Below are 22,085 nucleotides of genomic sequence, written 5' to 3' on the forward strand. Positions count from 1 at the left end.
CACTCCTGGTCAGTGGGGGGAGGATCAACTCCTCCAATAAACGGTTATAACCGTTATGTGTGATGGTAGCCACAGACCACTGCCCTCTGTCAAGCACTGCATTCGAGAACGGGCTGCGAGAAGCGACTGCTCAGTGAGCGTGCGCCTGAGCGGCCGCGCGGGCACGGGCCGGGTCGCCGGACTCGATGGCATCGACCAGCGCGCGGTGCACGTCGATCCGTCGCGCGAAATACTCGCTGTTGGTGGCGCTTCGTTCGCGGCTCGCTCGCGTCGCGTGCTGCTCGACGTAGGTTTCGAGGCTCAGATAGGTTTCGCGCAACACCTGGTTGGGGCCGATCGCCACGATCCGGCGATGCAGATCCCACACGGCACGGATGAACGCCTCGGGGTCGCCGGCCGAATCCTCGAGAACGGTCATCACCTGCCGCAGGTCGGCGACGTCGGCATCGGTCCGGTGCCGGGCGGCCAGTTCCGTCACAAGGGGTTCCAGTTCTTCCCGGACGGCGATGGCGTCGGCGACTCCCGCCGCGTCGCCCTCGACGGTCAGCAGGGTGCGGCCGAGCCGGACCACCGAGGACGGTTCGGCGACGAACAGGCCACCGCCGGGCCCGGGCCGGACGGTGATGACTCCCCGATCCTGCAGGAGCCGGACGGCCTCGATGACCGTACCGCGGGCCATCCCCGACTCCGCCTGGAGTTCCTTGCGGGTGCCCACCCGATCACCGGGCGCGAGTTCACCCGCGGCGATACGGTCCTGGATGTGGGCGACCAGGGACTCTGCCCGGGTGACGGTGCTCTGGATCGCCATGGCTCGAGTGTAGAGCTCAGCCGCTCCGGCGGTGTGCGCGCCGGGCAGGTCTCACCGATCGTCGCCTCGTGCCGGCGGCGGGCCGACGACCTCGAGGTCCAGCTCGGCACGCGCCCGTGCGAACCCTTCGGCCGGGAACTGCATGTCGCCCCCCTCGGTGTGCACGTGCGCGTCCGTCGGGACGTTCATGTACTCGAAGAACTTCTCGAACACGCCGGTGGTCAGCAGGCCGAGCATCTGCGTGTCGTGGCTGTCGAACGCGAAACTGTGAATCGTCCCGGCCGGCGCATGGAGGAAATCACCCTTGGTCAGCATGATCTCCCGGCCGTTGGCGTGCAAGAGAATTCGCCCCTCGATGCAGAAGAAGTTCTCGGTGTGCTCGCGATGGAAGTGCCGGGGAATGTACGAACTCTTCCCGCCCATGGTGTGCATCGCGAAATACGTTCCGCCGGTGTTCCGGGGCCGGGCGAGGTACGTGTTCAGCTGATCGAGACTCGCCCAGCGGTCGCCTTCGCCTGCCTGCAGCACGTAGGGGGACTCCGCGGCGGGCAACGCCGTGCCGGTCACCGCAGGCAGGTCCGTCTTCGCGAGATCGTGGAACCGGACACCGAACTGGTCCGCGAGTTCGGACTGCCGCGCGTCCGACATCGGCGCCGTCTCGGCGTCGAAGACGTGCGACTGGGTGGCCTGGCCGGTGGCCTGCGACCACCGGTGCCCGTCGCCGACGGTGAGCCAGCTCAGGAACCGTGTCCGGTGCGCCAGCATGCGGTAGGCGTACGGCGTCCCGGCCGGGACGGTGACCGAGTCGCCGGGCACGAGCACGTGCGATTCGCCCGGCAACCAGACCTGCAGCCGTCCGTCGGTGACGTACAGGAAGCGGTGCTCGCGATCGTGGGCGAGGAACGGCGTCTCGGTTCCCTTGCCGCCGTACACATATGCGGCACCGAACTGCCCGCCGGTGTCTTCCGGCCGGGCGATGACGGTGATCAGTTGCCCGCCGAGTTCGTGGCGTTCACCTTCACCGGCCGCCATGGCGTAGGGCACGCAGCGGCCGGGGAGGGTGTCGAGTTGCGGAGCGGCAGCGTGGACGTCGTCGAGGACCGGAATGTCGAAAGTAGTCATGGGGTACGTGTTCCTGGTTTCAGTGTGTGCGAGAAGAAGGCTTCGACCGCAGCGAACGAGGCGGAGGGGTACCTCTCGGTCAGTGCGCGACCGAAATCGGTCACCGCGCGGGTCGATGCCGGTGCCTGCGGATCTCGTTCGAGATGGCCTTGGTCGAGGGTCTGGTCGGGGCCGAGTTCGAGGACGTGGCCCGGGTTGAAGAACCCGTGCCCGAATCCCTCGATCAGGTAGAGAATGGCGTCGTTGCCGTGAGCGACGAGCGCGTCGTACAACGCCACGCTCTGTGTGAACGGCACCAGATTGTCGCCGAGACCGTGCATGACCAGAAACGGCGGTGCTCCGGGCGCCACCTGCAGCGCGGGGCTCGCGGATCGCGCCGCGTCCGGTCGGTCGCGGATCGCGCCGCCGAGCAACGACGCCTCCGGGGAATGGTCCTCCCCCGGTGCCCGTTCCGTGGAGAGATCGACGAGGCCGGGCAGGTCGGCGGGCCCGTAACCGTCGACGACGGCCTGCACCGAGCTGTCGACGGTCGCGGGTTCTTCCCCGGGCAATCGTGTTGTGCCCGAGTGCACTCCGGTCAATGCCGCGAGGTGCCCACCGGCGGACGACCCCCACACACCGATCCGGTCGGGATCGATGCCGTGGTCCGCGGCGTTGGCGCGCAGCCAGCGCACCGCCCGCCGGACATCGAAGAGCTGGCCGGGGTGGCAGGTCTCGGGCGCGAGCCGGTAGTCGATGCTGACCATGACATAGCCGTGTCCTGCGAAGTGTTGCACCAGATCTGGGCATGCAGTGCGGTCTTGAAGCCGCCAACCACCTCCGTGCACCCACACGATCGCAGGCAAGGGATGCTCTGCTTCGGCGGGACGGACGAGATCGAGTAGCAGATCGGGGGCGTACTCGACGGTGGATCGGCGGACGACGGTCGAAGCCGTGTCCAAGGGACTGAACTCCTTCGGATGCAGGACCCGGGCCTGGGTCGCCGCTTGCGCGGTTGTAAGGCCCTTCCTTAGGTCACTGTCTGTCGGGCACAGTAGCAGCTTCGGCAACCCGAACGGAAGACCCGGATTCTTCCTCCGTCGCGCCGGTCAGCGCGGCGGTCAGCCGGGCGGCATGTCCGCGGACACCCTCGACGATGTCGATGGCCCCGTCGCCGAGCACCCACTGCAACTGCAGGCCGTCGCTCACCGCAATGCATTCGCGCGCGAGCGCCGGGTAGTCCAGCGATGCCGGCAGCCCGTCTCGGTGCACCCCCTGGCGCAGGCGATCCGCGAGGGCCTCGACGGCGCCGTCGTAGCGCTGCGCGAAGACGGCGTGAGCGGGACTGCTCGGATCGGCCGCCTCCGCACTGACCAGCACGAACAGTTCGATGAGACCGGGCTGTTCGACGAGTCGCCGCGCGGCGTCGACCATCGCATCCAGGGTTGCCAGACCCGACGCCTCGGCGGGGAGGGTGTCCCACCACTCCGCCGACGTGTCGAGGCGGTATTGCGCAACCGCCAGAAGCAGGTGCTTCTTCGTCGGAAAGTGGTGCAGCAGACCGCTGTCACTGATCCCCGCGTCGGCGGCGATGCTGGCCATCGTGGTCGCGTGGTACCCCTCCGCCGAGAATCGCCCCGCGGCCGCTTCCACGATTCGCGTGCGCCGCTCGATGCCCACCGAGTAGCTGCCACGCGCCCGTTTTCCCATGTCGCCACGATACGACAGCACGATTCTCGAATTGAAAACCGGATACACCCGGTTTTCGTGTACGGTGCTGTGCATCACACTGCGACGTCCGCTGCGCCCCACCTCGCCGCGCGGATCTTCACTTCACGGAAGGCGGAACGCCGATGGCTACCGTTCGCTCCACACACCCGTCCCCCGCACACCTCGGCCACCCGTCCGCGGTCACCGCGCCGGGTCCCCGCTACGTCGTCCCCGCACTGGTCGTCGGCGCGTTCGGGGTGTACTTCGGCAGCCTGACCCCGACGATCATCACGCTGTCGATCCGCATCTTCGGCGTGGACGCCGAAGGCAAGACGCTCGGGTTGTCGACGGTCGTGCTGATCGGCGCCCTCGTCGCGCTCGCCTCGATACCGCTGTTCGGCTCCCTGTCCGATCGCACGACCAGCCGGCTCGGAAGACGCACGCCGTGGCTGATCGGCGGCGCTCTCGTCGCGTTGGCCGGTCTCACCGTGATCGCGCTGGCGACGAACGTCGCGGCGATCGCCGCGGGCTGGGCACTCGCGCAACTGGGGTACTCCGCGGCGCTGGCCGGGTTCGTCGCGCTCATCCCCGACTTCGTCCCCGACCATCTGCGCGCCCGGCTGTCGGGCATGATCGGCTTCGTCACGGCGTTCGCCGTCCTCGCCGGCGTCACTCTCGGGAGCCGTCTCGCCGACCACCCGGTGCCGATGATGATCATCCCCGGTATCGCCGCCGTCGTGTGCCTGGCCGTGGTCGCCGTCGTCATCCGAGGCGCCGACTCGGGTGTGGACCCGGCCACGCTGCAGCCCTACAGCTTTCGCGAGTTCGCGTCGAGCTACTGGATAAACCCGATCCGGCACGCGGACTTCGCGCTCAACTGGATCAGCCGGTTTCTGTTCGGGCTCGCGATGGTCGGGCTCACCACCTACGCGACCTACTTCCTGGTCGACGCGGCCGGGCTGAGCATCACGGACGCGGCCGCCGAATACGCCCACGCCACCGCCGTCACCACGCCCATTTCGATCGTGTCGTTCCTGCTCGCCGGATTCCTCTCCGACAAGCTGGGCCGGCGCAAGGCCTTCGTGGCCGTCGCGTCGTTCCTCACCGGCGGTGCGCTGGTGTACCTGGCCGTGAACCCGCACGTCAGCGGGTTCCTGCTGGCGTTCGTCGCCTTCACGATCGGTCAGGCGTGCTATCTCACGGTCGACATCGCGATCGCCGCCGCGGTCGTGCCCGACGTCCGGCAGACGGCCAAGGCGATGAGTGTGTACCAGGTGGCGGCCACACTCCCGTACGCCGTCGTCCCGCTCATCGGGGCCGTGCTCCTGCCCCTCACCGGCAACAACTATGCGCTTCTGTTCTGCATTCTGGCGGCCTGCGCCGCCGTCGCCGGTGCAGCCGTTCTCTTCGTGCGGTCGATCCGATGACGACACCGACACACCTGCGTCTCGAACATCTGCGGCCCGGGGAACCCTGCGGCACCGCCCACCCGCGACTGTCCTGGCGGCTGCCCACCGGAAGCACCGGTCAGCTGGCGTACCAGATCCGGGTCGCGAGCCTCTCCGACCGCACGTCGAGCACCCTGTTCACCACCGAGATCATCGAGGGTCGTGACCACGTCCTCGTACGACCCTGGACCGCAACGCATCCGGTGCCGACCGCAGGCGAGGAACGCACCTGGCAGGTGCGGTGCTGGACGGATCTCGGACCGAGCGACTGGTCCGAGCCCGCTCCGTGGGTCACCGGTCTCCTGCACGGCGGCGACCTCGCGGCCGACTGGATCGAACCGTACGAGCCGGACGTTCCCCCGCTCGGTCACCGTCCCGCATACCGGTTGTGCGCCTCCTGGCGACCGCGGGCGGAGATCGCCCACGCCTCGCTGTTCGCGACCGCTCACGGCATCTACGAGTTCTTCGTCAACGATGTCCGGGTCGGTGATCACGAGCTGACCCCCGGCTTCACCTCCTACCGATCACATTTGCAGGTGCAGCACGTCGACGTCACCGACCTGCTGCGCCCGGAACACAACGACCTGGGAATCCTGCTGAGCGACGGGTGGTTCCGTGGCCGGCACGGGTTCGAGCGCCACGGCGACGGTTTCGGGGATCGGGTGGCCGCGCTCGCGGAACTGCACGTCCGGTATGCGGACGGAACGTCGGAACGCTTCGGCACCGGCGACGGCTGGACCAGCGCACCGAGTGAGATCGACGCCGACCTGATGGACGGCCAGCGGGTGGATCTGCGCCGGGTGCCCGCCGACGAGGTACACCACCCCGCCGTGGTCGCTCGCGGTGGCCTCTACGACGATCGTTCCCGGTTGACGACCGGCGTGGCACCCCCGGTGCGCCGGATCGAAACCCTGGCGGCGGTGGCCGTCACCGAGCCCCGACCGGGAACGTACGTCGTCGATTTCGGGCAGAACATCAGCGGCTGGGTGACCGCGGCCGACCTCGGCCCGGCCGGCACCCACGTGACCCTCACCCACGGAGAGGCTCTGGCAGTCGACGGGACTGTCGACACGGATCACCTGCGCGCCTTCGAATTCGCCACAGGCACCAGTTTGCCCGCCGGTCAGGTCGACCACGTCGTGTCGTCCGGGCACCCCGGCGAGGCATTCGAGCCGCGGCACACCACACACGGGTTCCGCTATGTCCAGATCGACGGGCTCGAGAAGAATCCAGGGCCCGGCACGATCACCGCCGCCGTCGTGCACACCGACCTGGAACAGGTGGGGAGTTTCGGGTGCGACAACGATCGTCTCGAGAAACTGCACGCCGCCGCGGTGTGGAGTTTCCGCGGCAACGCCTGTGACGTCCCCACCGATTGCCCCCAGCGCGAGCGGTCGGGCTTCACCGGCGACTGGCAGATCTATGTCGAAACGGCCGCCTTCACACACGATGTCGCGGGGTTCAGCGACAAATGGCTGCGTGATCTCGCCGCCGACCAGTGGCCGGACGGCACGGTACCCAACATCGTGCCCAACCCGGCAGGCAATCAGCCGTCGGGCAACCATTTCGCCGACATCGCCAACGGCTCGGCCGGGTGGGGCGACGCGGCCGTCATCGTCCCGTGGCAGCTGTGGCGACTGTACGGCGACGTCGAAGTCCTGGAACGCCAGTACGATTCCATGACCCGGTGGGTCGAGCTGGCCGCCGGCGCGGCCCGGGACCGCCGGCATCCCGACCGCGCGCGTGCGCGTCCCGTGCCGGACCCTCACGAAGAATATCTGTGGGACACCGGTTTTCACTGGGGAGAATGGCTCGAGCCCGACGAGATTCCCGCCCCCGATCCCGCCCGCGATCACAGTGTGGTCGCCACCGCGTACCTCGCGCGGTCGGCCGGACTGCTCGCGCAGATCGCCGGTGTACTCGGCCGCGACCGGGATGCGTGCCGGTATACCGCGATCGCCGCGGGAGCCGTCCACGCCTGGCAACGCGAATTCATCACGCCCGAGGGCACTCTGACCCACCCGACCCAGGCAAACTATGTTCGCGCCCTGGAGTTCGACCTCGTCCCGGCCGAGGGTCGCCGGCGGTTCGCCGACGAACTCGCACAGTTGCTCGCCGACAACGACTATCACCTCGGCACCGGTTTCCTGGCCACCGGAATGCTGCTGCCCGCACTTGCGCGCAACGGGCACCTCGACACCGCCTACCGGGTACTGCTGTCCACCGGCAATCCGTCCTGGATGGAGATGATCGACCGCGGCGCCACCACCATCTGGGAGCGTTGGGACGGAGTCGACGAGAACGGCCGCGCCACCGCCTCACTGAATCACTACGCCAAGGGCGCGGTCATCTCGTTTCTGCACCAGTTCGTCGCCGGGCTGCGCCCGGCCGAGACCACCGGCCCCGACACCGTCGGCTATCGCCGATTCGTCGTCGATCCGCGTCCCGGCGGGGACATCAACGCCGCCCACGCCGAGCACTGCAGCCCCTACGGAAACATCGCGGTGCGCTGGACGATCACCGACGACGTGTTCACCCTGAGCCTGACCGTGCCGGCAGGCAGCGAATGCGAACTCCGCCTGGGAGACACCGCGGAACTCCTCCGGTCCGGAACCTACACCCGCACCTGCCCCGCGACTCGCGTCATGCAGCGATCGTCGCGTGCATCTCCCACACGATGATCTCGGCGCCGGTGTCGGTGGTCACCTGTTGGCCGCCGCCACCGCTGAGCCGGACGGCGTCACCCTCGGCGAGGATGCCGACGCCTTCCATCGACGCTTCGCCGCGCGCGACGAACACGTGGAGGAACGGTGCGTCGGGCAGGGTGACCGGCGCCTGCCCGGGCTGCAGTCGTGCGACATGCATTGCCGCGTACTTGTTCTTGATCCGGATCGCCGAGTGGTCGGCGTAGTCCGGCATGCCCGATGCGACAGGGACCAGTCCACCGGCGAGCAACTCGTGGTCGATTTCGAGTTGCTCGTAACCGGGTGTGATGCCGGCTTCGTCGGGCACGACCCACATCTGAATGAAATGGACCGGATCGGTGTGCTCGTCGGCATGCTCACCGGTGACGCCGTCCAGTCGCCACGAGTCGTTCTTCTCGGAGTGCAGGATTCCGGTTCCCGCGCTCATGCGCTGGGCCAGTCCCGGGTAGATGACGCCGGAGTGGCCCATCGAATCCTGATGCACGAGTGAACCCTGGAGCACCCAGGTGACGATCTCCATGTCCTGGTGGGGGTGGGTGTCGAAGCCCTGACCCGGGACGACGATGTCGTCGTTGTTGACCATCAGCACCCCGTGATGGGTGTTGGCCGGGTCGTAGTGGCGGCTGAACGAGAAGGAGTGCTTGGAATCCAGCCAGCCGGCGTTGGTCTTGAACCGGTCGTCGGCTCGGCGGACGTCGAGGCGGGGCGGGGTGATGGCGGCAGTCATGAGCGAATCCTTTCCAGGTTTCTCAGAGCAGGGGTTCCCAGAGTCAGGGTCCTCAGAGAACGTGTGAGCCGTACATTTCGCCGAGCGGGTCGGCGATGAGTTCGAGGCGGGCACCGTCGGGGTCGCGGAAGTACATCGACACCTCACTGTGTTCGACGAGTTCGACGCCGGCGTCGATCAGTTTCGTGCGCAGGTGGTCCCACCGGCCGGGTTCGACGCTGATCGCGATGTGGTGGAGTCCGCCGAGCACTTCCTGGTACGGGCCGATGTCGAGGCCCGGGAAGTCGAAGAATGCCAGCAGGTTGCCGTTGCCGATATCGAAGAAGAAATGCGAAGACCCGGCGTAGTCCCGGTTCTCGATCAGCTCGGTGAGCGGAAACTCGAGCAGATCCTGATAGAACCGGACCGTGCGCTCGACGTCACTGCTGATCAGCGCGGTGTGGTGGAGGCCGCGGGCCGAGGACGCGGGCCTCGACGCCACCGGCTTCAGATGCTCGGCGCGGATCCGGTCGCGTTGCTCCGCGAACCTCTGCGAACGCTCCTGCTCGTCTGTGGTGCTCATTGCCCTGCCCCTCTCCGCGGAGCGCAGTAATTGCGCTTTCAACTAAATTCAGACTACAACAACTCGTTGCGTTGTCAACTACTTGGGCTATGCTGGTGCCGTGGAACCGACCCGATGGCTCAGCGCCGAAGAACAGAACACCTGGCGTGCCTACCTGGACGCCACACGCCTCCTCCTGCAGGCACTCGACCGGCAGCTCACCCGAGACGCCGGCATCTCGTTCACGGACTTCGAACTGCTCGTCGTGCTGTCGGAGGCGCCGCAGCGACAACTACGGATGCGTGAACTCGCCGACGCGGTCACCACCACTCGCAGCGGCGTCACCCGGGCCATCAGCCGGCTGGTCGACGCCGGCTGGGTGCGCCGCGTCGAATGCGAAGACGACAAACGCGGAACACTGGCCGAGCTGACCGACGCCGGCGCCGAGAAGCTCGCCGCCGCCAGCCCCGGACATGTCGCGGAGGTGCGCCGCAACATGTTCGACCTGCTCAGCCCCCGCGACGTCGGCATCCTCGGCCACGACTTCGCCGAAATGCGCACCCACCTGCTGGAACACCCCTGAGTTCGGAAAGGTCGGCCATGAGCAGCACGTCAGCGGAGAACGACTACGTTCACATCGACAAGCAGAGTCCGGCCGTCTATCAGGCGCAGATCGGCGTCGCCAAGGCCATCCGGCACGCGACCACCGAGGCCGGGATGGACCGGCGGTTCGTCGAGTTGATCAACGTGCGCGTCTCCCAGATCAACCGCTGCGCGTACTGCCTGGACGTTCACGTCGCCGCGGCGCTCGCGGCCGGCGAGACCCAGCAGCGCCTCGCGGTTCTGCCCGCATGGCGGGAGACGACGCTGTTCTCCGAACGCGAGGTCGCGGCGCTCACCTTGGCCGAATCGATCACCACCCTCCCGGACGCGCATACCCAGGAGACCGACTACGCCTTCGCGCGGCGATCCCTCTCCGAGCAGGAGATCTCCACGGTGAGCTGGATCGCCGTCACCATGAACGCCTTCAACCGGATCTCCATCGTCAGCCGCCATCCGGTCCGGCCGAAGCAGTAACTCCGCAGTTCACCTGCGTTTCGCAGAATTTAGTTGACATTGCAACGACTTCGGCTTAACGTAGTAGTTGCAGATTCAATTACCTCGATTTCGAGTGACCGTTCGACATCCCAAGGAGTTTTCATGACCACCGCCACCGCCACCCTGCCCAACCTCACCGCCGGAACCTGGGCCATCGACACCGTCCACTCCACCGTCGGCTTCTCCGTCCGCCACCTGATGGTCAGCAAGGTCCGCGGCACCTTCAACGACTTCGCCGGCGCGATCACCGTCGCCGAGGACGGCACCGCCGCCGTCACCGCCGAAATCCAGGTCGCGTCCATCGACACCAAGAACACCGACCGCGACGCCCACATCAAGTCCGCCGACTTCTTCGACGCCGAGCAGTACCCCACCGCCACCTTCACCTCCACCGCCGTCCGCGCCAAGGGCGACGACTACGTGGTCGACGGCGAATTCACCCTCCACGGCGTCACCCGCCCCGTCGAGCTCGCCCTCGAGTTCAACGGCGTCAACCCCGGCATGGGCAACGGACCGGTCGCCGGCTTCGAAGCCACCACCGTCCTCAACCGCAAGGACTTCGGCATCACCATCGACATGCCCCTCGAAGGCGGCGGAGCCGTCGTCGGCGACAAGATCACCATCACCCTCGAGATCGAGGCCGGCCTGCAGGCCTGACCCCACTCGCACCAGCGCCCCGTCATCCACCCGGATGGCGGGGCGTTTCGTCGTTGATACGACGCAACACTTTCGATCGACGTGATCCAGGTCATTGTGATCTTGGGCGGGCTCGAGTGACCCTGGCCCCTTCGATAACGGCGACTGCGAAACGAAGGTGACCACATGGGTAGCGACTCCGAACTCTCGTTCGCGCTCGACCTCACGCTGGACGAAGCGCGGCGGCGCACCGCTGTTCTCGAGGCGATCGGCGAGGACTGGGATCCCGTCGCCGTGCTCGCGGAGGAGGAGCGGGCGTACGACATGCTGTACTCCGGTCTCGACCCCGAGCAGCAGCGCATCTACGACGAGCTGGTCCAGGCGGGTGTGCTCCCGGATCGGACGGTGGGCCGTGTTACCGATTGATCCGACCGCGGACTTCTCCCGTCGCGCCTGGTTGCCCTGCCCGGGCTGCGACCACGGCTCGGACTGCGGCGACTGCGGGTCCGGCCGCAACTGCGACCGGCATTGGCAGTACCTGCTGAGCAATCAGGGCACCCACGTCCATCTGCAGTGCCCCGACTGCACCCACCTGTGGAGTATCGACACCCGCCACGGGCGACCTCAGCGGCGACGGAAAGCCGCGTAGGCGCCGGACCGAATCGTGCTCACCCCCGGCTCCGCGGCCTGTCGGCGAGGAGTTGGGTGAGCCGGTGCGCCTGGCGGAGGAGGAGTTCTCCCAGTTCTCGGCGACGCTCCTCGCGAAACCGGCTCTCCACACCGGTGATGCTCAGCGCCCAGGCCGGTGATCCCTGGGCGTCGAAGACGGCGGCGCCCATCCCCCAGCTCCCCTCGACGAGCAGCCCGGGGTTGACGGCGTACCCGTTCAGTCGTGTCTCCGCGATGCGCTCGGCGATCTCGTCCCGCCTGTGCTGCGTTCCCCATTCGCCGGTGACGTCGGCGCGCGACAGGTAGTCGTCGATGTCGCGGTCCGGCAGGTGGGACAGGATGACCAGACCCGCCGACGCCACCCCGAGCGGTAGGCGGATGCCGACGTACAGCACGTGGGAGCGCAGCGGGAAGCTGCCCTCCTCGCTCGCGATGCAGACCGTTTCGTCGCCGCGGCGGGCGGACAGGAAGACACTCTCGCCGGTCTCGCGGGCCAGATCGCGCAGGACGTCGCGGGATCGGTCCGTGATGTCGTACCGGCTGGCCGCGAGTGAGCCGAGCAGGTACAGCTCGGGTCCCAGCGACCATTTCCCCGACTTCTGGTCGCGGTCCACCAGCCCCTCCTCGGCCAGCGAGACGAGGAGGCGATGCACGGTGGGGCGGGCGAGACCCGTCTCCCGCGCCAGGGCGGACGTCGAGGAGCCCGACGATTCGAGGGCGGCGATGGCCCGGAAGAGGGCTCCCACCCGCCGAATGACCTGCGGCCGCTGCGCGTCGTCCATGGCCGCAGTATACGTTCACTCAGTGAACGCTCTTCGGCGTGACGTCCAGACCGCGAGCACTGTTTCGGTAACCCTTGAAATGCATGCAGCGACCCCTTTTAGTGGAGCACAGCTCGTCGCGCAGGGTTGTCCATCAGGTGGACGAATCTTCGCGGGAAGACGGTATCGCCGGTACGGCGGCCAGGAGAAAGGATGCACATGGGATCGAGAGTGTTCGACACCCCGGAAGAAGCAGTCGCGGACGTGTCCGACGGCGCGTCGATCGCCGTGGGCGGGTTCGGCCTGTGCGGAATCCCCGACTCGCTGATCCGCGCGCTCGCCGACTCCGGCGTCGGGAACCTCGAGGTCTTCTCCAACAACTGCGGTGTGGACGACCACGGGCTCGGAATTCTGCTGGGTGCCCGCCGGATCCGGCGCGTCACCGCGTCGTATGTCGGCGAGAACAAGGAATTCGCGCGTCAGTACCTCTCCGGTGAGCTCGAGGTGGAGCTGACCCCGCAGGGCACGCTGGCCGAACGCCTCCGGGCGGGCGGCGCGGGCATCCCCGCGTTCTTCACCCCCGCCGGTGTGGGAAGCCCGGTCGCCGACGGCGGACTGCCGTGGCGGTACGCCGACGACGGTTCCGTCGCGCTCGCGTCGCCCCCGAAGGAAACCCGGGTGTTCGGCGACAAGCGCTACGTTCTCGAACTCGGCATCACCGCCGACTTCGCCCTGGTCCACGCACTGCGGGGCGACACTGCCGGCAACCTGGTGTTCGACAAGTCGGCCCTGAACTTCAATCCCCTCGCGGCGATGGCCGGAAAGGTGACCATCGCGCAGGTCGAGGAACTCGTCCCTGCAGGCACCATCGACCCCGCCCAGGTACACCTGCCCGGAGTTTTCGTTCAACGCATCGTCGAGACCGGCCCCCAGAACAAGCGGATCGAGAAGCGGACAGTCAGCAGCACGGAAGGAGCCACTCGATGACCGGCACCAACGGATGGACACGTGAGCAGATGGCCGCCCGCGCGGCCGCGGAGATGGTCGACGGCGAATACGTCAACCTCGGCATCGGGCTGCCCACGCTCATTCCCGGATACCTCGGCACCGACGTCACCGTGACCCTGCATTCGGAGAACGGCATCCTCGGCACCGGCCCCTACCCCACCGACGAGAACGTCGACCCCGACCTGATCAACGCCGGCAAGGAAACGGTCACCGTCAACGCCGGTGCCGCATTCTTCGATTCCGCGCTGTCGTTCGGCATGATCCGCGGCGGCCACATCGACACCGCCGTCCTCGGTGGCATGCAGGTCTCCCGCACCGGCGACCTCGCCAACTGGATGGTCCCCGGGAAGATGGTCAAGGGCATGGGCGGCGCGATGGACCTCGTGCACGGCGCGAGCCGCGTCATCGTCCTCATGGAACACACCGACCGGGACGGCAACCCGAAGATCATCGACGCCTGCACCCTGCCGCTGACCGGCCAGGGCGTCGTCAACCGCATCATCACCAACCTCGCCGTCATCGATGTGGTCGGCGACGGCACCCTCGCTCTCCGTGAGGTCGCTCCCGGCGTCACCGTCGACGAGGTCGTCGCCGCCACCGGAACCCCCCTCGAGATCCGCGAATCCGCGCTCGTCTGAGCGACATTCGTCACGACACCAAGGACACTCCCATGACTTCTCGCACCAGGTCCGTCATCGTCGCCGGAGCCCGGACCCCCGTCGGCCGGCTGACGGGTTCGCTCGCGTCCCTCTCCGGGTCCGATCTCGGTGGCATCGCCATCAAGGGTGCCCTCGACAAGGCCGGGGTGGCACCCGAACTGGTGGAGTACGTGATCATGGGGCAGGTCCTCACTGCCGGCGCCGGTCAGATCCCGGCCCGGCAGGCCGCGGTCAACGCGGGCATCCCGATGTCGGTGCCCGCCTTGACCGTCAACAAGGTGTGCCTGTCGGGTCTCGACGCCATCGCGCTCGCCGACCAGCTGATCCGCGCCGGCGAATTCGATGTCGTCGTCGCCGGCGGGCAGGAGTCGATGTCCCAGGCGCCGCACCTTCTCCCGAACTCGCGGAGCGGTTTCAAGTACGGCGACACCACCCTCGTCGACCACCTCGCCTACGACGGCCTGTACGACATCTTCACCGAGCAGGCGATGGGTGCGCTCACCGAGGACCGGAACGCGAATACCGACAAGATCGGTCGCGAAGAGCAGGACGCCTTCGCCGCCGCCTCACATCAGCGCGCCGCGGCCGCGTGGAAGAACGGACTCTTCGACGACGAGGTCGTACCCGTCACCATCCCGCAGCGCCGGGGAGAGCCGCTCGTCGTCACCGAGGACGAGGGCATCCGCGCCGACACCACGGCCGAGTCGCTGTCGAAGCTGCGGCCCGCCTTCAGCAAGAACGGCACCGTCACCGCAGGTTCCGCGTCACAGATCTCCGACGGCGCGGCCGCCGTCGTGGTGATGAGCAAGGCCAAGGCCGAGGAGCTGGGACTCGAATGGCTCGCCGAGATCGGTGCCCACGGCGTCGTCGCCGGACCGGACTCGACGCTCCAGCAGCAGCCCGCCAATGCCATCGACAAGGCATGTACCCGTGAGGGACTCGACCCCTCGGCGCTCGACCTCGTCGAGATCAACGAAGCCTTCGCCGCAGTCGGCATCGAGTCGACCCGGCAACTCGGAGTCGACCCGTCGCGGGTCAACGTGAACGGCGGCGCCATCGCCATCGGGCACCCGCTCGGCATGTCGGGGGCACGGGTCGTACTGCACCTCGCGCTCGAGCTGAAACGACGCGGTGGTGGAACCGGCGCCGCCGCTCTCTGCGGCGGCGGCGGGCAGGGCGACGCCCTAATTCTCCACGTGCCCGGAGAGTGATCACTCTGGCACAGTAGTTTTCGCGTCACCGGGTCATGATCGGCCCGATGCGAGTGCGGCGACGGCCGGCGCGAAGATGGTGGACTTGATCGCGCCGAGCGTGCCGGCGTCCTTCCCCGCGAGCGGCGTGATCAGGTCGACGGCAGCGTCCAGGACCGCGCCTTCGGGCGCGGTCCCGTCGACCAGCCCACTCGTGTGCGCGTCGGCGCCGCCGTAGCGGCGGCCGGTGGTCATGGCGGTGATCGCGGTCTGCGGTGTCAGCTTGGCCTGGATCAGCGCGGCCATCCCCGGGGTGAACGGAATGTGGATGTCCACCTCGGGGAAGCAGTAGTACCCACGGTCGGACCGCATCACCCGGTAGTCGTGGGCGATTCCGAGCATGGCGCCTGCGCCGAACGCGTGCCCGTTGACCGCGGCCACCGTCGGCAGGGGGAGCGTCAGAATCCGGCTGAACAGGGCCTGCACGCGCCCGACGTACCAGTCTGCGCGGTCACCGTTGGCCATCAGCCAGTCCAGGTCGAGGCCGTTGGAGTAGAACTTCCCCGTGGCCGTGGTGACCAGGGCCTGCGCGCCGTGTTCGTGGGCGTCGTCGAGGAGCCGGTCGACGGTGTCGAGCCACTCGGGGGAGAAACGATTCTCGTCGTCGCCGAGGTCGAGGACGGAGATCGTGTCCAGGTAGGTGAGAGTGGCGGTCATCGGGAACCTTTCGTGTTGCTGTCGTGACGTTTCCCCGGGGACGGGGGGTCGAGTGCGAGGACGGCGCGGACCGCCGTCTCGAGGCGTCGGCGCATGGCGTCGTCCGGTTTTCGCCGGGCGTGCAGCAGCAGTCCGGTGGGGAGCCCGACGACGCACGCTTCGATCACTTCGACCGCGCGACCGTCCTTGCGCCCCCACAACGCCAGCGCCAACCGGACGAACAGTTCGACGAGGACGGAGTCGAGGCGCGACAACTCGGCGGCGACGTCCTCGGGGACGTCGGATCCGAGCAGTTCGTCGCGGCGCACGGTGAGAAGAAGTCGCGACGACTGCGGGAAACGCTCGGCGAAGACGGCGGGGGTGTCGGCGGCCGCGACGACGGCGTCCACGGGACCACGCCCCAGCGCCTCCTCGACCGATTCCTGTTGCAGGTCGAGAAATCGGTGCGCCGCCCGCAACCATGCGCGCCCGACCAGTCCTCCCCGCGAGCCGAACGCGTGATAGATGGCCCCGTTCGACATCTCCGTGGCCGCGGCGACCGCACGCAGGGTCACCGCGCTCGGACCACCCTCCACCGCCAGCCGTTCGGCGGCATCGAGCGCGGCGTCGAGGTCGTGGACTCGTGGCCTGGGCATACCGCGTACGATACCAGATCATGCGTTCTATTACTCGCGGGTAGGTAGCGACCGATCGCGACGCGGGAACCGCCCGATGATTGGCTTGCCGTTGTGCCCCGAGTCACAATGGGTTAGCTTTGTTCGGACATAAACACATTACGTGTTCTGTACATGGAATACGTCGAGGAGATGTTCATGGCCAGCGATCTCACCCGAACTACCGCCCCGTCCCTGCCTGCCGAAGCCCCCGGGCGGCACTCGCACAGACTCGGCATCATCGCCGTCGTCGCCACCTTCGGCGGCCTGCTCTTCGGATACGACACCGGAGTCATCAACGGCGCACTCGCACCGCTGAAGGAAGACCTCCAGCTCACCTCGTTCACCGAAGGCCTGGTGGTGAGCATCCTGATCTTCGGTGCCGCGATCGGCGCTCTCATCGGCGGACGGATGTCCGACCGGTTCGGACGCCGGCACAACATCCTGGTGCTCGCGATCATCTTCATGATCGGGACGCTCGGCTGCGTGCTGTCCCCGACGTGGGAGGTGCTCGCACTGTTCCGCTTCATTCTCGGCCTCGCCGTCGGCGGCGCATCCGCGACCGTGCCCGTCTACCTCTCCGAGATCTCCCCCACCGAACGACGCGGCAGCGTGGTCTCCCGCAACGAAGTCATGATCGTCGTCGGACAGTTCGCCGCATTCGTGATCAACGCCATCATCTTCAACATCTGGGGCGAGCACGAGAACGTCTGGCGCTTCATGCTTCTGGTCGCCGTCATACCGGCCATCTTCCTGTTCGCCGGAATGCTGCGGATGCCGGAGAGCCCGCGCTGGCTGATGTCGCAGGACCGGCACGACGAAGCGCTCGCCGTGCTTCTCCAGGTTCGGTCCCCGGAGCGGGCACGTGCCGAGTTGGAGGAAGTTCGGGCGCTCGCCGAGGAAGAGAAGCTCTCACAGACCGGCGGGGCCGCCGACCTGTCGGTGAAATGGATCCGCCGCCTCATCTTCATCGGCGTCGGCCTCGGAGTGTTCCAGCAGGCCACCGGCATCAACTCGGTGATGTACTACGGCACCCAGCTGCTCGGCGACGCCGGATTCTCCTCCAACGCCGCCATCGTCGCGAACACCCTCAACGGTCTGTTCAGCGTGCTCGGCGTCCTCACCGGCGTCGCCCTGATCAACCGGATCGACCGTCGGAAGATGCTCATCGGCGGCTTCACCCTCACCACCACGTTCCACGTGCTCGTCGGCCTGTCCGCGTTCCTGCTGCCCGACGGCACCCTCAAGGCATACCTGATCCTGACGTTCGTGGTGCTGTTCGTCTTCTCGATGCAGGCCACGATCGGCCCCCTGGTGTGGCTGATGCTGTCGGAGATCTTCCCGCTGAAGATCCGCAGCTTCGCCATCGGTGTCTGCATCTTCGCACTGTGGATCGCCAACGCGGTTGTCGCGCTGCTCTTCCCGCCCGTCGTGGCCGCACTGGGAATCGGTGCGACGTTCTTCATCTTCGCCGGCCTCGGCGTGCTGGCTCTCGTCTTCATCAAAACCCAGGTACCGGAGACCCGTGGCCGCTCGCTCGAGGAACTCGAAGATCAGTTCCGGCGCGACTACTCGTGACAGTCGCCGCACCGCGTCCCCTGAAAGGTTGATCCCATGACAGTGCTCGTAGCCGTGACCGACTCCTCCGAAGGATCGCACGCCCTCCTCGCCGGCAAGAAGGAAGCCGCGATGCTGGGCACCGACCTCCTTGTGGTGAACCTCTCCCTCACCGAACCCGAAGAGGTGCACACTCTCGCGGACGACGGCGTGACCGTCCTCGACCGGATCGGCCGTGGAGACCGCGATCCCGCGACCGCCGTGCTCGACCTGCTCGACGAACGACCCGACATCGATCGCCTCGTGATCGGCGTCAAACGCCGCAGCGCGGTCGGCAAGGCTCTGCTCGGCAGCGTGAGCCAGCGCCTCATCCTGCAATCCCCGATCCCGGTCCTCGCGGTCAAAACCCCTCAATAGGAGCCGAGTTGAGCAAGCAAGGGAGCCTGCGCCTGGTCGGGGGCATGGTCGGCGGCGGGCAGGGCGCCGACATCGGCAAGACCCACCGCTACGCGATGCGCCTCGACGACCGATACGACCTGCACGCAGGGGTCTTCGGGCGAGACGGCGCATCGTCGGCGCGGATCGCCGAGAGCCTCGGTGTTCCGGCCGACCGCACCTATCGCGACTACCGGGAGATGGCGGAACGGGAATCCGCCCGCGAGGACGGCGTCGACGTGGTCGCCGTGACCACCCCGAACGACAGCCACTTCGATATCGCGCGCACGTTCCTGGAGGCGGGCATCTCGGTGGTGTGCGAAAAGCCCCTCACCTCCGACTCGGCGTCGGCTGCGGAACTGGTCGCGATCGCCGAGTCGTGCGGTGCGATTCTCGCCGTCCCGCACTGCTATTCGGCGTATGCGATGGTCCGGCATGCGGCCCGGATGGTGCGCGACGGCGACCTCGGCCGGATCCGATTCGCCGCGGTCGAGCACGCGTCCGGTTGGGCCGCGGCACCCGTCGAACTCGGCGAGCACCGTCAGGCACGCTGGCGCACCGACCCCGGCGTCGCGGGATTCCCCAGCGTCGTCGGCGATCTCGGCACCCACGCCTTCCACCTCTTGCGGTACATCACCGGACTCGAAGCCACCAGAGTGTCTGCCGAACTGGACACCCTCGTCCCCGGACGGCGGGTGTTCGACAACGCCACCGTCCGCCTCACCCTCTCCAACGGGGCACCCGCGACACTGTGGGCGAGCATGGCCGCGACCGGCAACGAGCACGGCCTGCGCATCCGGGTGTTCGGCGACGCCGCGAGCATCGAATGGCGGCACGAGGACCCCCAGCACCTGACGGTGCGCGACCTCGACGGCGGCGCGACGATCCTCGCGCAGGGGATGCGCACGCTGTCCGAGGACGCCGGCCGGCTCACCCGCCCCGGCCTGGGACATCCCGAAGGCTTCCTCGAGGCTTTCGCGAACTTCTACCGCGATCTCGCGGACGAACTCCGCGCCCGCCGCGACGACACTCCCACCACCCTCCGCGATCTGTCCTTCCCCACCGGACGCGACGGGCTGATCGGCGTCCAGTTCGTCGAGGCGACGGCCGCCTCGCACGCCGCCGACTCCGCCTGGGTGGTTCCCGCTTTCGCACACGACAAGGTCGGTATCTGACATGCAGCGATTCGCCCTCATCGGGGCCGGATTCATCGGCGGAGTGCACGGCGCCAACCTCGCCGCCCACCCCGACGTCGATCTGGCCCTCGTCTTCGACATCGACCTCGCTCGCGCGACGGACCTCGCCAAGCGGCACGGCAGCCGCGCCACCACCGATCTCGTGGAAGTCTTCGACCCCGCGGCAATCGACGCCGTCTTCATCGCATCGTCCACCGACACCCACGCCGAGCACCTTCGCACCGCGGCGACGGCAGGTATCCCGGCTCTGTGCGAGAAGCCCATCGATCTCGACCTTGCGCGCGCCGTCGACATCGTCCGCTTCGCCGAAACCCGATCACTGCGGGCGATGGTCGATTTCAACCGCCGCTTCGACCGTGACTACGCCGAACTGCAGCGGGTGGTCGCGTCCGGCGAGATCGGATCGGTGGAGCTGATCCAGATGACCAGCCGCGGTCCGGCGATGCCGCCGCTCGAGTACATCGCGGTCTCGGGTGGGCAGATGCGCGACCAGACCGTCCACTTCTTCGACCTGGCCCGGTGGATCTCCGGGCTCGACCCCGAGTCCGTCTTCGCGACCGGTTCCACGCTCGCCGAACCCCGCCTCGCCGAGTACGGCGACGTCGATACGTCGGCGGTCACCCTGCGTCTGCCCGGCGGGGCACTCGTCCAGATCGATTGCACCCGGCGGATCGGCTACGGCTACGACGAACGCATCGAGGTGCTCGGCTCGACCGGCATGGTCGAAGCGCGGCGGCAGCGCGCCGGATCCGTCTCCCGGTACAGCGCCGGCCACGTGGTCGACGACGGCTTGCACGCGGGATGGTTCGAACGGATCAGAGGCAGCTACCGCACCGCGCTCGACCACTTCGTCGACGCGCTGGAAAACGGTGCCGCCATCGGCCCGACCCTCGCGGAGGCGTTGAAGGCGCAGGCGATCGCCGAAGCCGCGACGCGCTCACTCACCAGCGGCCGGATGGAGCCGATCGAATACCCGGCCTGAGACCGGTCACACGGGGTCACCGAGCACGACGACGTCGGCGCGGGCACGGCCGGGCGCGACCAACGCGGTGTTGCGTTCGTCGCTGCGCCGCACCCACTCTCGCGCATCTTCGGGTGACTTGCCGAAACGGACGTGCCGCTCGACGAGCCGGGTGACGCGCTCCACGTCGTCCGGGGCGAGGAACCACGCCTCGTCGAGCAGGACACGCACCCGCGACCACGGCTGCTCGTCGAGCAGCAGGTAGTTGCCCTCGGTGATCACCAGCGGAACGTCCGGAGGGACGGCGATCGACCCGGCGTAGGACTCCTCGACGTCGCGGTGGAACTCCGGGGCGTACACCGTCTCGCCGGCGGGTTCACGGAGCCGGCGCAGCAGAGCCACGTAGCCGGCGGCGTCGAACGTGTCCGGTGCGCCCTTGCGCCCGGCCCGCCCGAGGCGGACCAGTTCCGCACCCGCCAGATGGAATCCGTCCATGGACACCACCACCGCGGACGATCCCAACGCTGCCAGCACTGCCGCGGCGACGGTGCTCTTGCCCGAGCCCGGCGGTCCCGCGATGCCGAGAATGCGGCGCGCACCCGGCTCGGCGAGCGCCCGGGCGCGCGCAACGAGTCCGTCGAGTCGACCGTCGTCCATAGAAAGACCGTAGTCCGGACACTCCGCGGCGCACGCACCCGGCGCCCGATGTCACAGAGGGTCAGTCGGATTGGACCGCTGTGACATCGGGGTTGCCCGCTGGCCGCGTGGTCGGGATCTGCGAACTGGGTGCGTCCTCCGTCGGGGCGGAACGCCACGTCGTCCCGAGCACCGCACCGATCAGTCGGTCCTGCACCACGACCAGGACCAACGTCATGAGGCAGCCGTAACCGAAGATCACGAGGAGCCACAGCAGGTTCGGCCCCGGTTCACCGGCGGCGAGCATCGGGGTCAGCAGCATGACGAGCAATGACTCGATCAGCCCCAGCAGCACCGCCGGAACCACTCCGAAGGGTGTGCCTCCCAGCAGGATCGGGTGCACCGACAGGATCAGAAAGATCACGAGGGCCACGCCGACCCCCATCATCAGTTCGAACGGCACCCCGGGCAGCACGTCCTTGACGAGCATGAACAACCCGGCCCAGCCGACACCGCACGCGAAACTCGCGAACATCCCCAACAGGGCCTTCGGCGGCGCCTGGAGGGTGAAGAACAGCATCACCGGAAAGATCAGCATCGCGCTGTACGGGGCGAAGGGGGTGAGGCCCTGGAACGGGATCATCAGAATCGAGATGAGGACGGCACCGAGCACCGCCTGGATCAGGATTCCCTTGGTCTGTGAAGACATGGTGGTCCGCCTCTGTCGATGGTTCAGGAACGAAATGGGTCAGACAACAGTGCGTCAGTTCACACGACAGGGTGTCAGTGATGTAGGAAACAACCTATTCACTCACACGACATGTTGTCAAGAAACATTTCAAATCGACCACCGAAGGGTGACGACGAAG

At 67.6% G+C, this 22,085-nt stretch carries 24 protein-coding genes; 13 read left to right on the top strand and 11 right to left on the bottom strand.

The features are described 5' to 3' along the window. Positions 1-130 precede the first annotated feature (130 nt). From CJ177_RS20505 to CJ177_RS20520, 4 genes are all read right to left on the bottom strand, one after another. Positions 131-808 (bottom strand): FadR/GntR family transcriptional regulator, encoded by a 678-nt coding sequence (locus CJ177_RS20505; RefSeq protein WP_005237792.1) that lies wholly within the window; start codon positions 806-808, stop codon positions 131-133. Positions 809-859: 51 nt separating this feature from the next. Continuing rightward, positions 860-1,930, bottom strand: coding sequence for a quercetin 2,3-dioxygenase (locus CJ177_RS20510; RefSeq protein ID WP_005237793.1), 1,071 nt, complete (start codon positions 1,928-1,930; stop codon positions 860-862). Beyond that, complete coding sequence (locus CJ177_RS20515; protein WP_025431609.1) at positions 1,927-2,871, bottom strand: alpha/beta hydrolase; 945 nt, start codon at positions 2,869-2,871, stop codon at positions 1,927-1,929. The genes CJ177_RS20510 and CJ177_RS20515 overlap by 4 nt, the downstream gene beginning before the upstream one ends. Before the next feature lie 73 nt (positions 2,872-2,944). Further along, positions 2,945-3,619 carry a TetR/AcrR family transcriptional regulator gene (locus CJ177_RS20520; RefSeq protein WP_037178969.1) on the bottom strand — a complete coding sequence of 225 codons (675 nt, stop codon included), beginning with the start codon at positions 3,617-3,619 and terminating at the stop codon, positions 2,945-2,947. A gap of 143 nt (positions 3,620-3,762) precedes the next feature. On the opposite strand from CJ177_RS20520, the gene CJ177_RS20525 reads away from it, so the two are divergent. Next, complete coding sequence (locus CJ177_RS20525; protein WP_005237796.1) at positions 3,763-5,046, top strand: MFS transporter; 1,284 nt, start codon at positions 3,763-3,765, stop codon at positions 5,044-5,046. Then, a complete protein-coding gene (locus CJ177_RS20530) occupies positions 5,043-7,748 on the top strand; it encodes an alpha-L-rhamnosidase (RefSeq protein ID WP_095868473.1) in 2,706 nt (901 codons plus the stop codon). The genes CJ177_RS20525 and CJ177_RS20530 overlap by 4 nt, the downstream gene beginning before the upstream one ends. Here the strand turns inward: CJ177_RS20530 and CJ177_RS20535 are convergent. After that, complete coding sequence (locus CJ177_RS20535; RefSeq protein WP_095868474.1) at positions 7,711-8,499, bottom strand: pirin-like bicupin family protein; 789 nt, start codon at positions 8,497-8,499, stop codon at positions 7,711-7,713. The two genes, CJ177_RS20530 and CJ177_RS20535, sit on opposite strands and share 38 nt — an antisense overlap. Before the next feature lie 52 nt (positions 8,500-8,551). Next, complete coding sequence (locus CJ177_RS20540) at positions 8,552-9,061, bottom strand: VOC family protein (protein WP_005237799.1); 510 nt, start codon at positions 9,059-9,061, stop codon at positions 8,552-8,554. Between the two features lie 100 nt (positions 9,062-9,161). On the opposite strand from CJ177_RS20540, the gene CJ177_RS20545 reads away from it, so the two are divergent. The 4 genes from CJ177_RS20545 (at position 9,162) to CJ177_RS20560 (ending at position 11,200) form a co-directional block, all read left to right on the top strand. Then, the gene (locus tag CJ177_RS20545) at positions 9,162-9,623 is read left to right on the top strand and encodes a MarR family winged helix-turn-helix transcriptional regulator (RefSeq protein WP_025431606.1); all 462 of its coding nucleotides are present in this window, start codon (positions 9,162-9,164) and stop codon (positions 9,621-9,623) included. A gap of 17 nt (positions 9,624-9,640) precedes the next feature. After that, the gene (locus CJ177_RS20550; protein WP_005237801.1) at positions 9,641-10,117 is read left to right on the top strand and encodes a carboxymuconolactone decarboxylase family protein; all 477 of its coding nucleotides are present in this window, start codon (positions 9,641-9,643) and stop codon (positions 10,115-10,117) included. A 123-nt stretch (positions 10,118-10,240) separates the two neighbouring features. Further along, a complete protein-coding gene (locus CJ177_RS20555; protein WP_005243774.1) occupies positions 10,241-10,795 on the top strand; it encodes a YceI family protein in 555 nt (184 codons plus the stop codon). A 165-nt stretch (positions 10,796-10,960) separates the two neighbouring features. Then, the gene (locus CJ177_RS20560) at positions 10,961-11,200 is read left to right on the top strand and encodes a DUF6400 family protein (protein WP_005237803.1); all 240 of its coding nucleotides are present in this window, start codon (positions 10,961-10,963) and stop codon (positions 11,198-11,200) included. A 242-nt stretch (positions 11,201-11,442) separates the two neighbouring features. Here CJ177_RS20560 and CJ177_RS20570 read toward each other — a convergent pair whose 3' ends face one another. Next, a complete protein-coding gene (locus CJ177_RS20570; protein WP_009476976.1) occupies positions 11,443-12,225 on the bottom strand; it encodes an IclR family transcriptional regulator in 783 nt (260 codons plus the stop codon). Positions 12,226-12,423: 198 nt separating this feature from the next. Here CJ177_RS20570 and CJ177_RS20575 point away from each other — a divergent pair, with 198 nt between their 5' ends. Genes CJ177_RS20575 through CJ177_RS20585 form a run of 3 tightly spaced genes read left to right on the top strand, consistent with a single transcriptional unit; the run spans position 12,424 to position 15,082 of the window. After that, complete coding sequence (locus CJ177_RS20575) at positions 12,424-13,191, top strand: CoA transferase subunit A (protein ID WP_025431605.1); 768 nt, start codon at positions 12,424-12,426, stop codon at positions 13,189-13,191. Continuing rightward, the gene (locus CJ177_RS20580; protein WP_005260718.1) at positions 13,188-13,850 is read left to right on the top strand and encodes a 3-oxoacid CoA-transferase subunit B; all 663 of its coding nucleotides are present in this window, start codon (positions 13,188-13,190) and stop codon (positions 13,848-13,850) included. The genes CJ177_RS20575 and CJ177_RS20580 overlap by 4 nt, the downstream gene beginning before the upstream one ends. 32 nt (positions 13,851-13,882) lie before the next feature. Further along, entirely contained in the window at positions 13,883-15,082 is a 1,200-nt protein-coding gene (locus CJ177_RS20585; protein ID WP_005237808.1) for an acetyl-CoA C-acetyltransferase, read from the top strand. Positions 15,083-15,115: 33 nt separating this feature from the next. Here the strand turns inward: CJ177_RS20585 and CJ177_RS20590 are convergent, their stop codons facing one another. Continuing rightward, positions 15,116-15,778 carry an enoyl-CoA hydratase-related protein gene (locus CJ177_RS20590; RefSeq protein WP_095868475.1) on the bottom strand — a complete coding sequence of 221 codons (663 nt, stop codon included), beginning with the start codon at positions 15,776-15,778 and terminating at the stop codon, positions 15,116-15,118. Next, entirely contained in the window at positions 15,775-16,413 is a 639-nt protein-coding gene (locus CJ177_RS20595; RefSeq protein WP_005237810.1) for a TetR/AcrR family transcriptional regulator, read from the bottom strand. The genes CJ177_RS20590 and CJ177_RS20595 overlap by 4 nt, the downstream gene beginning before the upstream one ends. Before the next feature lie 177 nt (positions 16,414-16,590). Between CJ177_RS20595 and CJ177_RS20600 the strand changes: the two genes are divergently transcribed. Genes CJ177_RS20600 through CJ177_RS20615 form a run of 4 tightly spaced genes read left to right on the top strand, consistent with a single transcriptional unit; the run spans position 16,591 to position 20,601 of the window. Next, on the top strand, positions 16,591-18,009 hold the full coding sequence (locus tag CJ177_RS20600) for a sugar porter family MFS transporter (protein ID WP_025431604.1): 1,419 nt from the start codon (positions 16,591-16,593) through the stop codon (positions 18,007-18,009). A gap of 36 nt (positions 18,010-18,045) precedes the next feature. Further along, a complete protein-coding gene (locus CJ177_RS20605) occupies positions 18,046-18,405 on the top strand; it encodes a universal stress protein (protein WP_095868476.1) in 360 nt (119 codons plus the stop codon). Positions 18,406-18,413: 8 nt separating this feature from the next. Next, on the top strand, positions 18,414-19,598 hold the full coding sequence (locus CJ177_RS20610) for a Gfo/Idh/MocA family protein (RefSeq protein ID WP_095868477.1): 1,185 nt from the start codon (positions 18,414-18,416) through the stop codon (positions 19,596-19,598). A gap of 1 nt (position 19,599) precedes the next feature. Further along, on the top strand, positions 19,600-20,601 hold the full coding sequence (locus CJ177_RS20615; RefSeq protein ID WP_095868478.1) for a Gfo/Idh/MocA family oxidoreductase: 1,002 nt from the start codon (positions 19,600-19,602) through the stop codon (positions 20,599-20,601). Positions 20,602-20,607: 6 nt separating this feature from the next. On the opposite strand, the gene CJ177_RS20620 is transcribed toward CJ177_RS20615, so the two are convergent. Further along, on the bottom strand, positions 20,608-21,237 hold the full coding sequence (locus CJ177_RS20620; RefSeq protein WP_005237815.1) for a nucleoside/nucleotide kinase family protein: 630 nt from the start codon (positions 21,235-21,237) through the stop codon (positions 20,608-20,610). A 61-nt stretch (positions 21,238-21,298) separates the two neighbouring features. Continuing rightward, positions 21,299-21,925: a hypothetical protein gene (locus CJ177_RS20625; protein WP_005237816.1), complete on the bottom strand. Its 627-nt coding sequence runs from the start codon at positions 21,923-21,925 to the stop codon at positions 21,299-21,301. Positions 21,926-22,085: the final 160 nt, after the last annotated feature.

It is taken from the genome of Rhodococcus sp. ACPA1, from assembly GCF_002300195.1.
Lineage (GTDB): Bacteria > Actinomycetota > Actinomycetes > Mycobacteriales > Mycobacteriaceae > Rhodococcus_F > Rhodococcus_F opacus.

Coding starts and splice junctions, on each gene's coding strand:
- CJ177_RS20505 (WP_005237792.1), bottom strand. CDS start 808: ATGGCGATCCAGAGCACCGTCACCCGGGCAGAGTCCCTGGTCGCCCAC.
- CJ177_RS20595 (WP_005237810.1), bottom strand. CDS start 16,413: ATGCCCAGGCCACGAGTCCACGACCTCGACGCCGCGCTCGATGCCGCC.
- CJ177_RS20590 (WP_095868475.1), bottom strand. CDS start 15,778: ATGACCGCCACTCTCACCTACCTGGACACGATCTCCGTCCTCGACCTC.
- CJ177_RS20520 (WP_037178969.1), bottom strand. CDS start 3,619: ATGGGAAAACGGGCGCGTGGCAGCTACTCGGTGGGCATCGAGCGGCGC.
- CJ177_RS20615 (WP_095868478.1), top strand. CDS start 19,600: ATGCAGCGATTCGCCCTCATCGGGGCCGGATTCATCGGCGGAGTGCAC.
- CJ177_RS20560 (WP_005237803.1), top strand. CDS start 10,961: ATGGGTAGCGACTCCGAACTCTCGTTCGCGCTCGACCTCACGCTGGAC.
- CJ177_RS20510 (WP_005237793.1), bottom strand. CDS start 1,930: ATGACTACTTTCGACATTCCGGTCCTCGACGACGTCCACGCTGCCGCT.
- CJ177_RS20625 (WP_005237816.1), bottom strand. CDS start 21,925: ATGTCTTCACAGACCAAGGGAATCCTGATCCAGGCGGTGCTCGGTGCC.
- CJ177_RS20550 (WP_005237801.1), top strand. CDS start 9,641: ATGAGCAGCACGTCAGCGGAGAACGACTACGTTCACATCGACAAGCAG.
- CJ177_RS20605 (WP_095868476.1), top strand. CDS start 18,046: ATGACAGTGCTCGTAGCCGTGACCGACTCCTCCGAAGGATCGCACGCC.
- CJ177_RS20580 (WP_005260718.1), top strand. CDS start 13,188: ATGACCGGCACCAACGGATGGACACGTGAGCAGATGGCCGCCCGCGCG.
- CJ177_RS20575 (WP_025431605.1), top strand. CDS start 12,424: ATGGGATCGAGAGTGTTCGACACCCCGGAAGAAGCAGTCGCGGACGTG.
- CJ177_RS20570 (WP_009476976.1), bottom strand. CDS start 12,225: ATGGACGACGCGCAGCGGCCGCAGGTCATTCGGCGGGTGGGAGCCCTC.
- CJ177_RS20540 (WP_005237799.1), bottom strand. CDS start 9,061: ATGAGCACCACAGACGAGCAGGAGCGTTCGCAGAGGTTCGCGGAGCAA.
- CJ177_RS20620 (WP_005237815.1), bottom strand. CDS start 21,237: ATGGACGACGGTCGACTCGACGGACTCGTTGCGCGCGCCCGGGCGCTC.
- CJ177_RS20585 (WP_005237808.1), top strand. CDS start 13,883: ATGACTTCTCGCACCAGGTCCGTCATCGTCGCCGGAGCCCGGACCCCC.
- CJ177_RS20600 (WP_025431604.1), top strand. CDS start 16,591: ATGGCCAGCGATCTCACCCGAACTACCGCCCCGTCCCTGCCTGCCGAA.
- CJ177_RS20555 (WP_005243774.1), top strand. CDS start 10,241: ATGACCACCGCCACCGCCACCCTGCCCAACCTCACCGCCGGAACCTGG.
- CJ177_RS20525 (WP_005237796.1), top strand. CDS start 3,763: ATGGCTACCGTTCGCTCCACACACCCGTCCCCCGCACACCTCGGCCAC.
- CJ177_RS20530 (WP_095868473.1), top strand. CDS start 5,043: ATGACGACACCGACACACCTGCGTCTCGAACATCTGCGGCCCGGGGAA.
- CJ177_RS20535 (WP_095868474.1), bottom strand. CDS start 8,499: ATGACTGCCGCCATCACCCCGCCCCGCCTCGACGTCCGCCGAGCCGAC.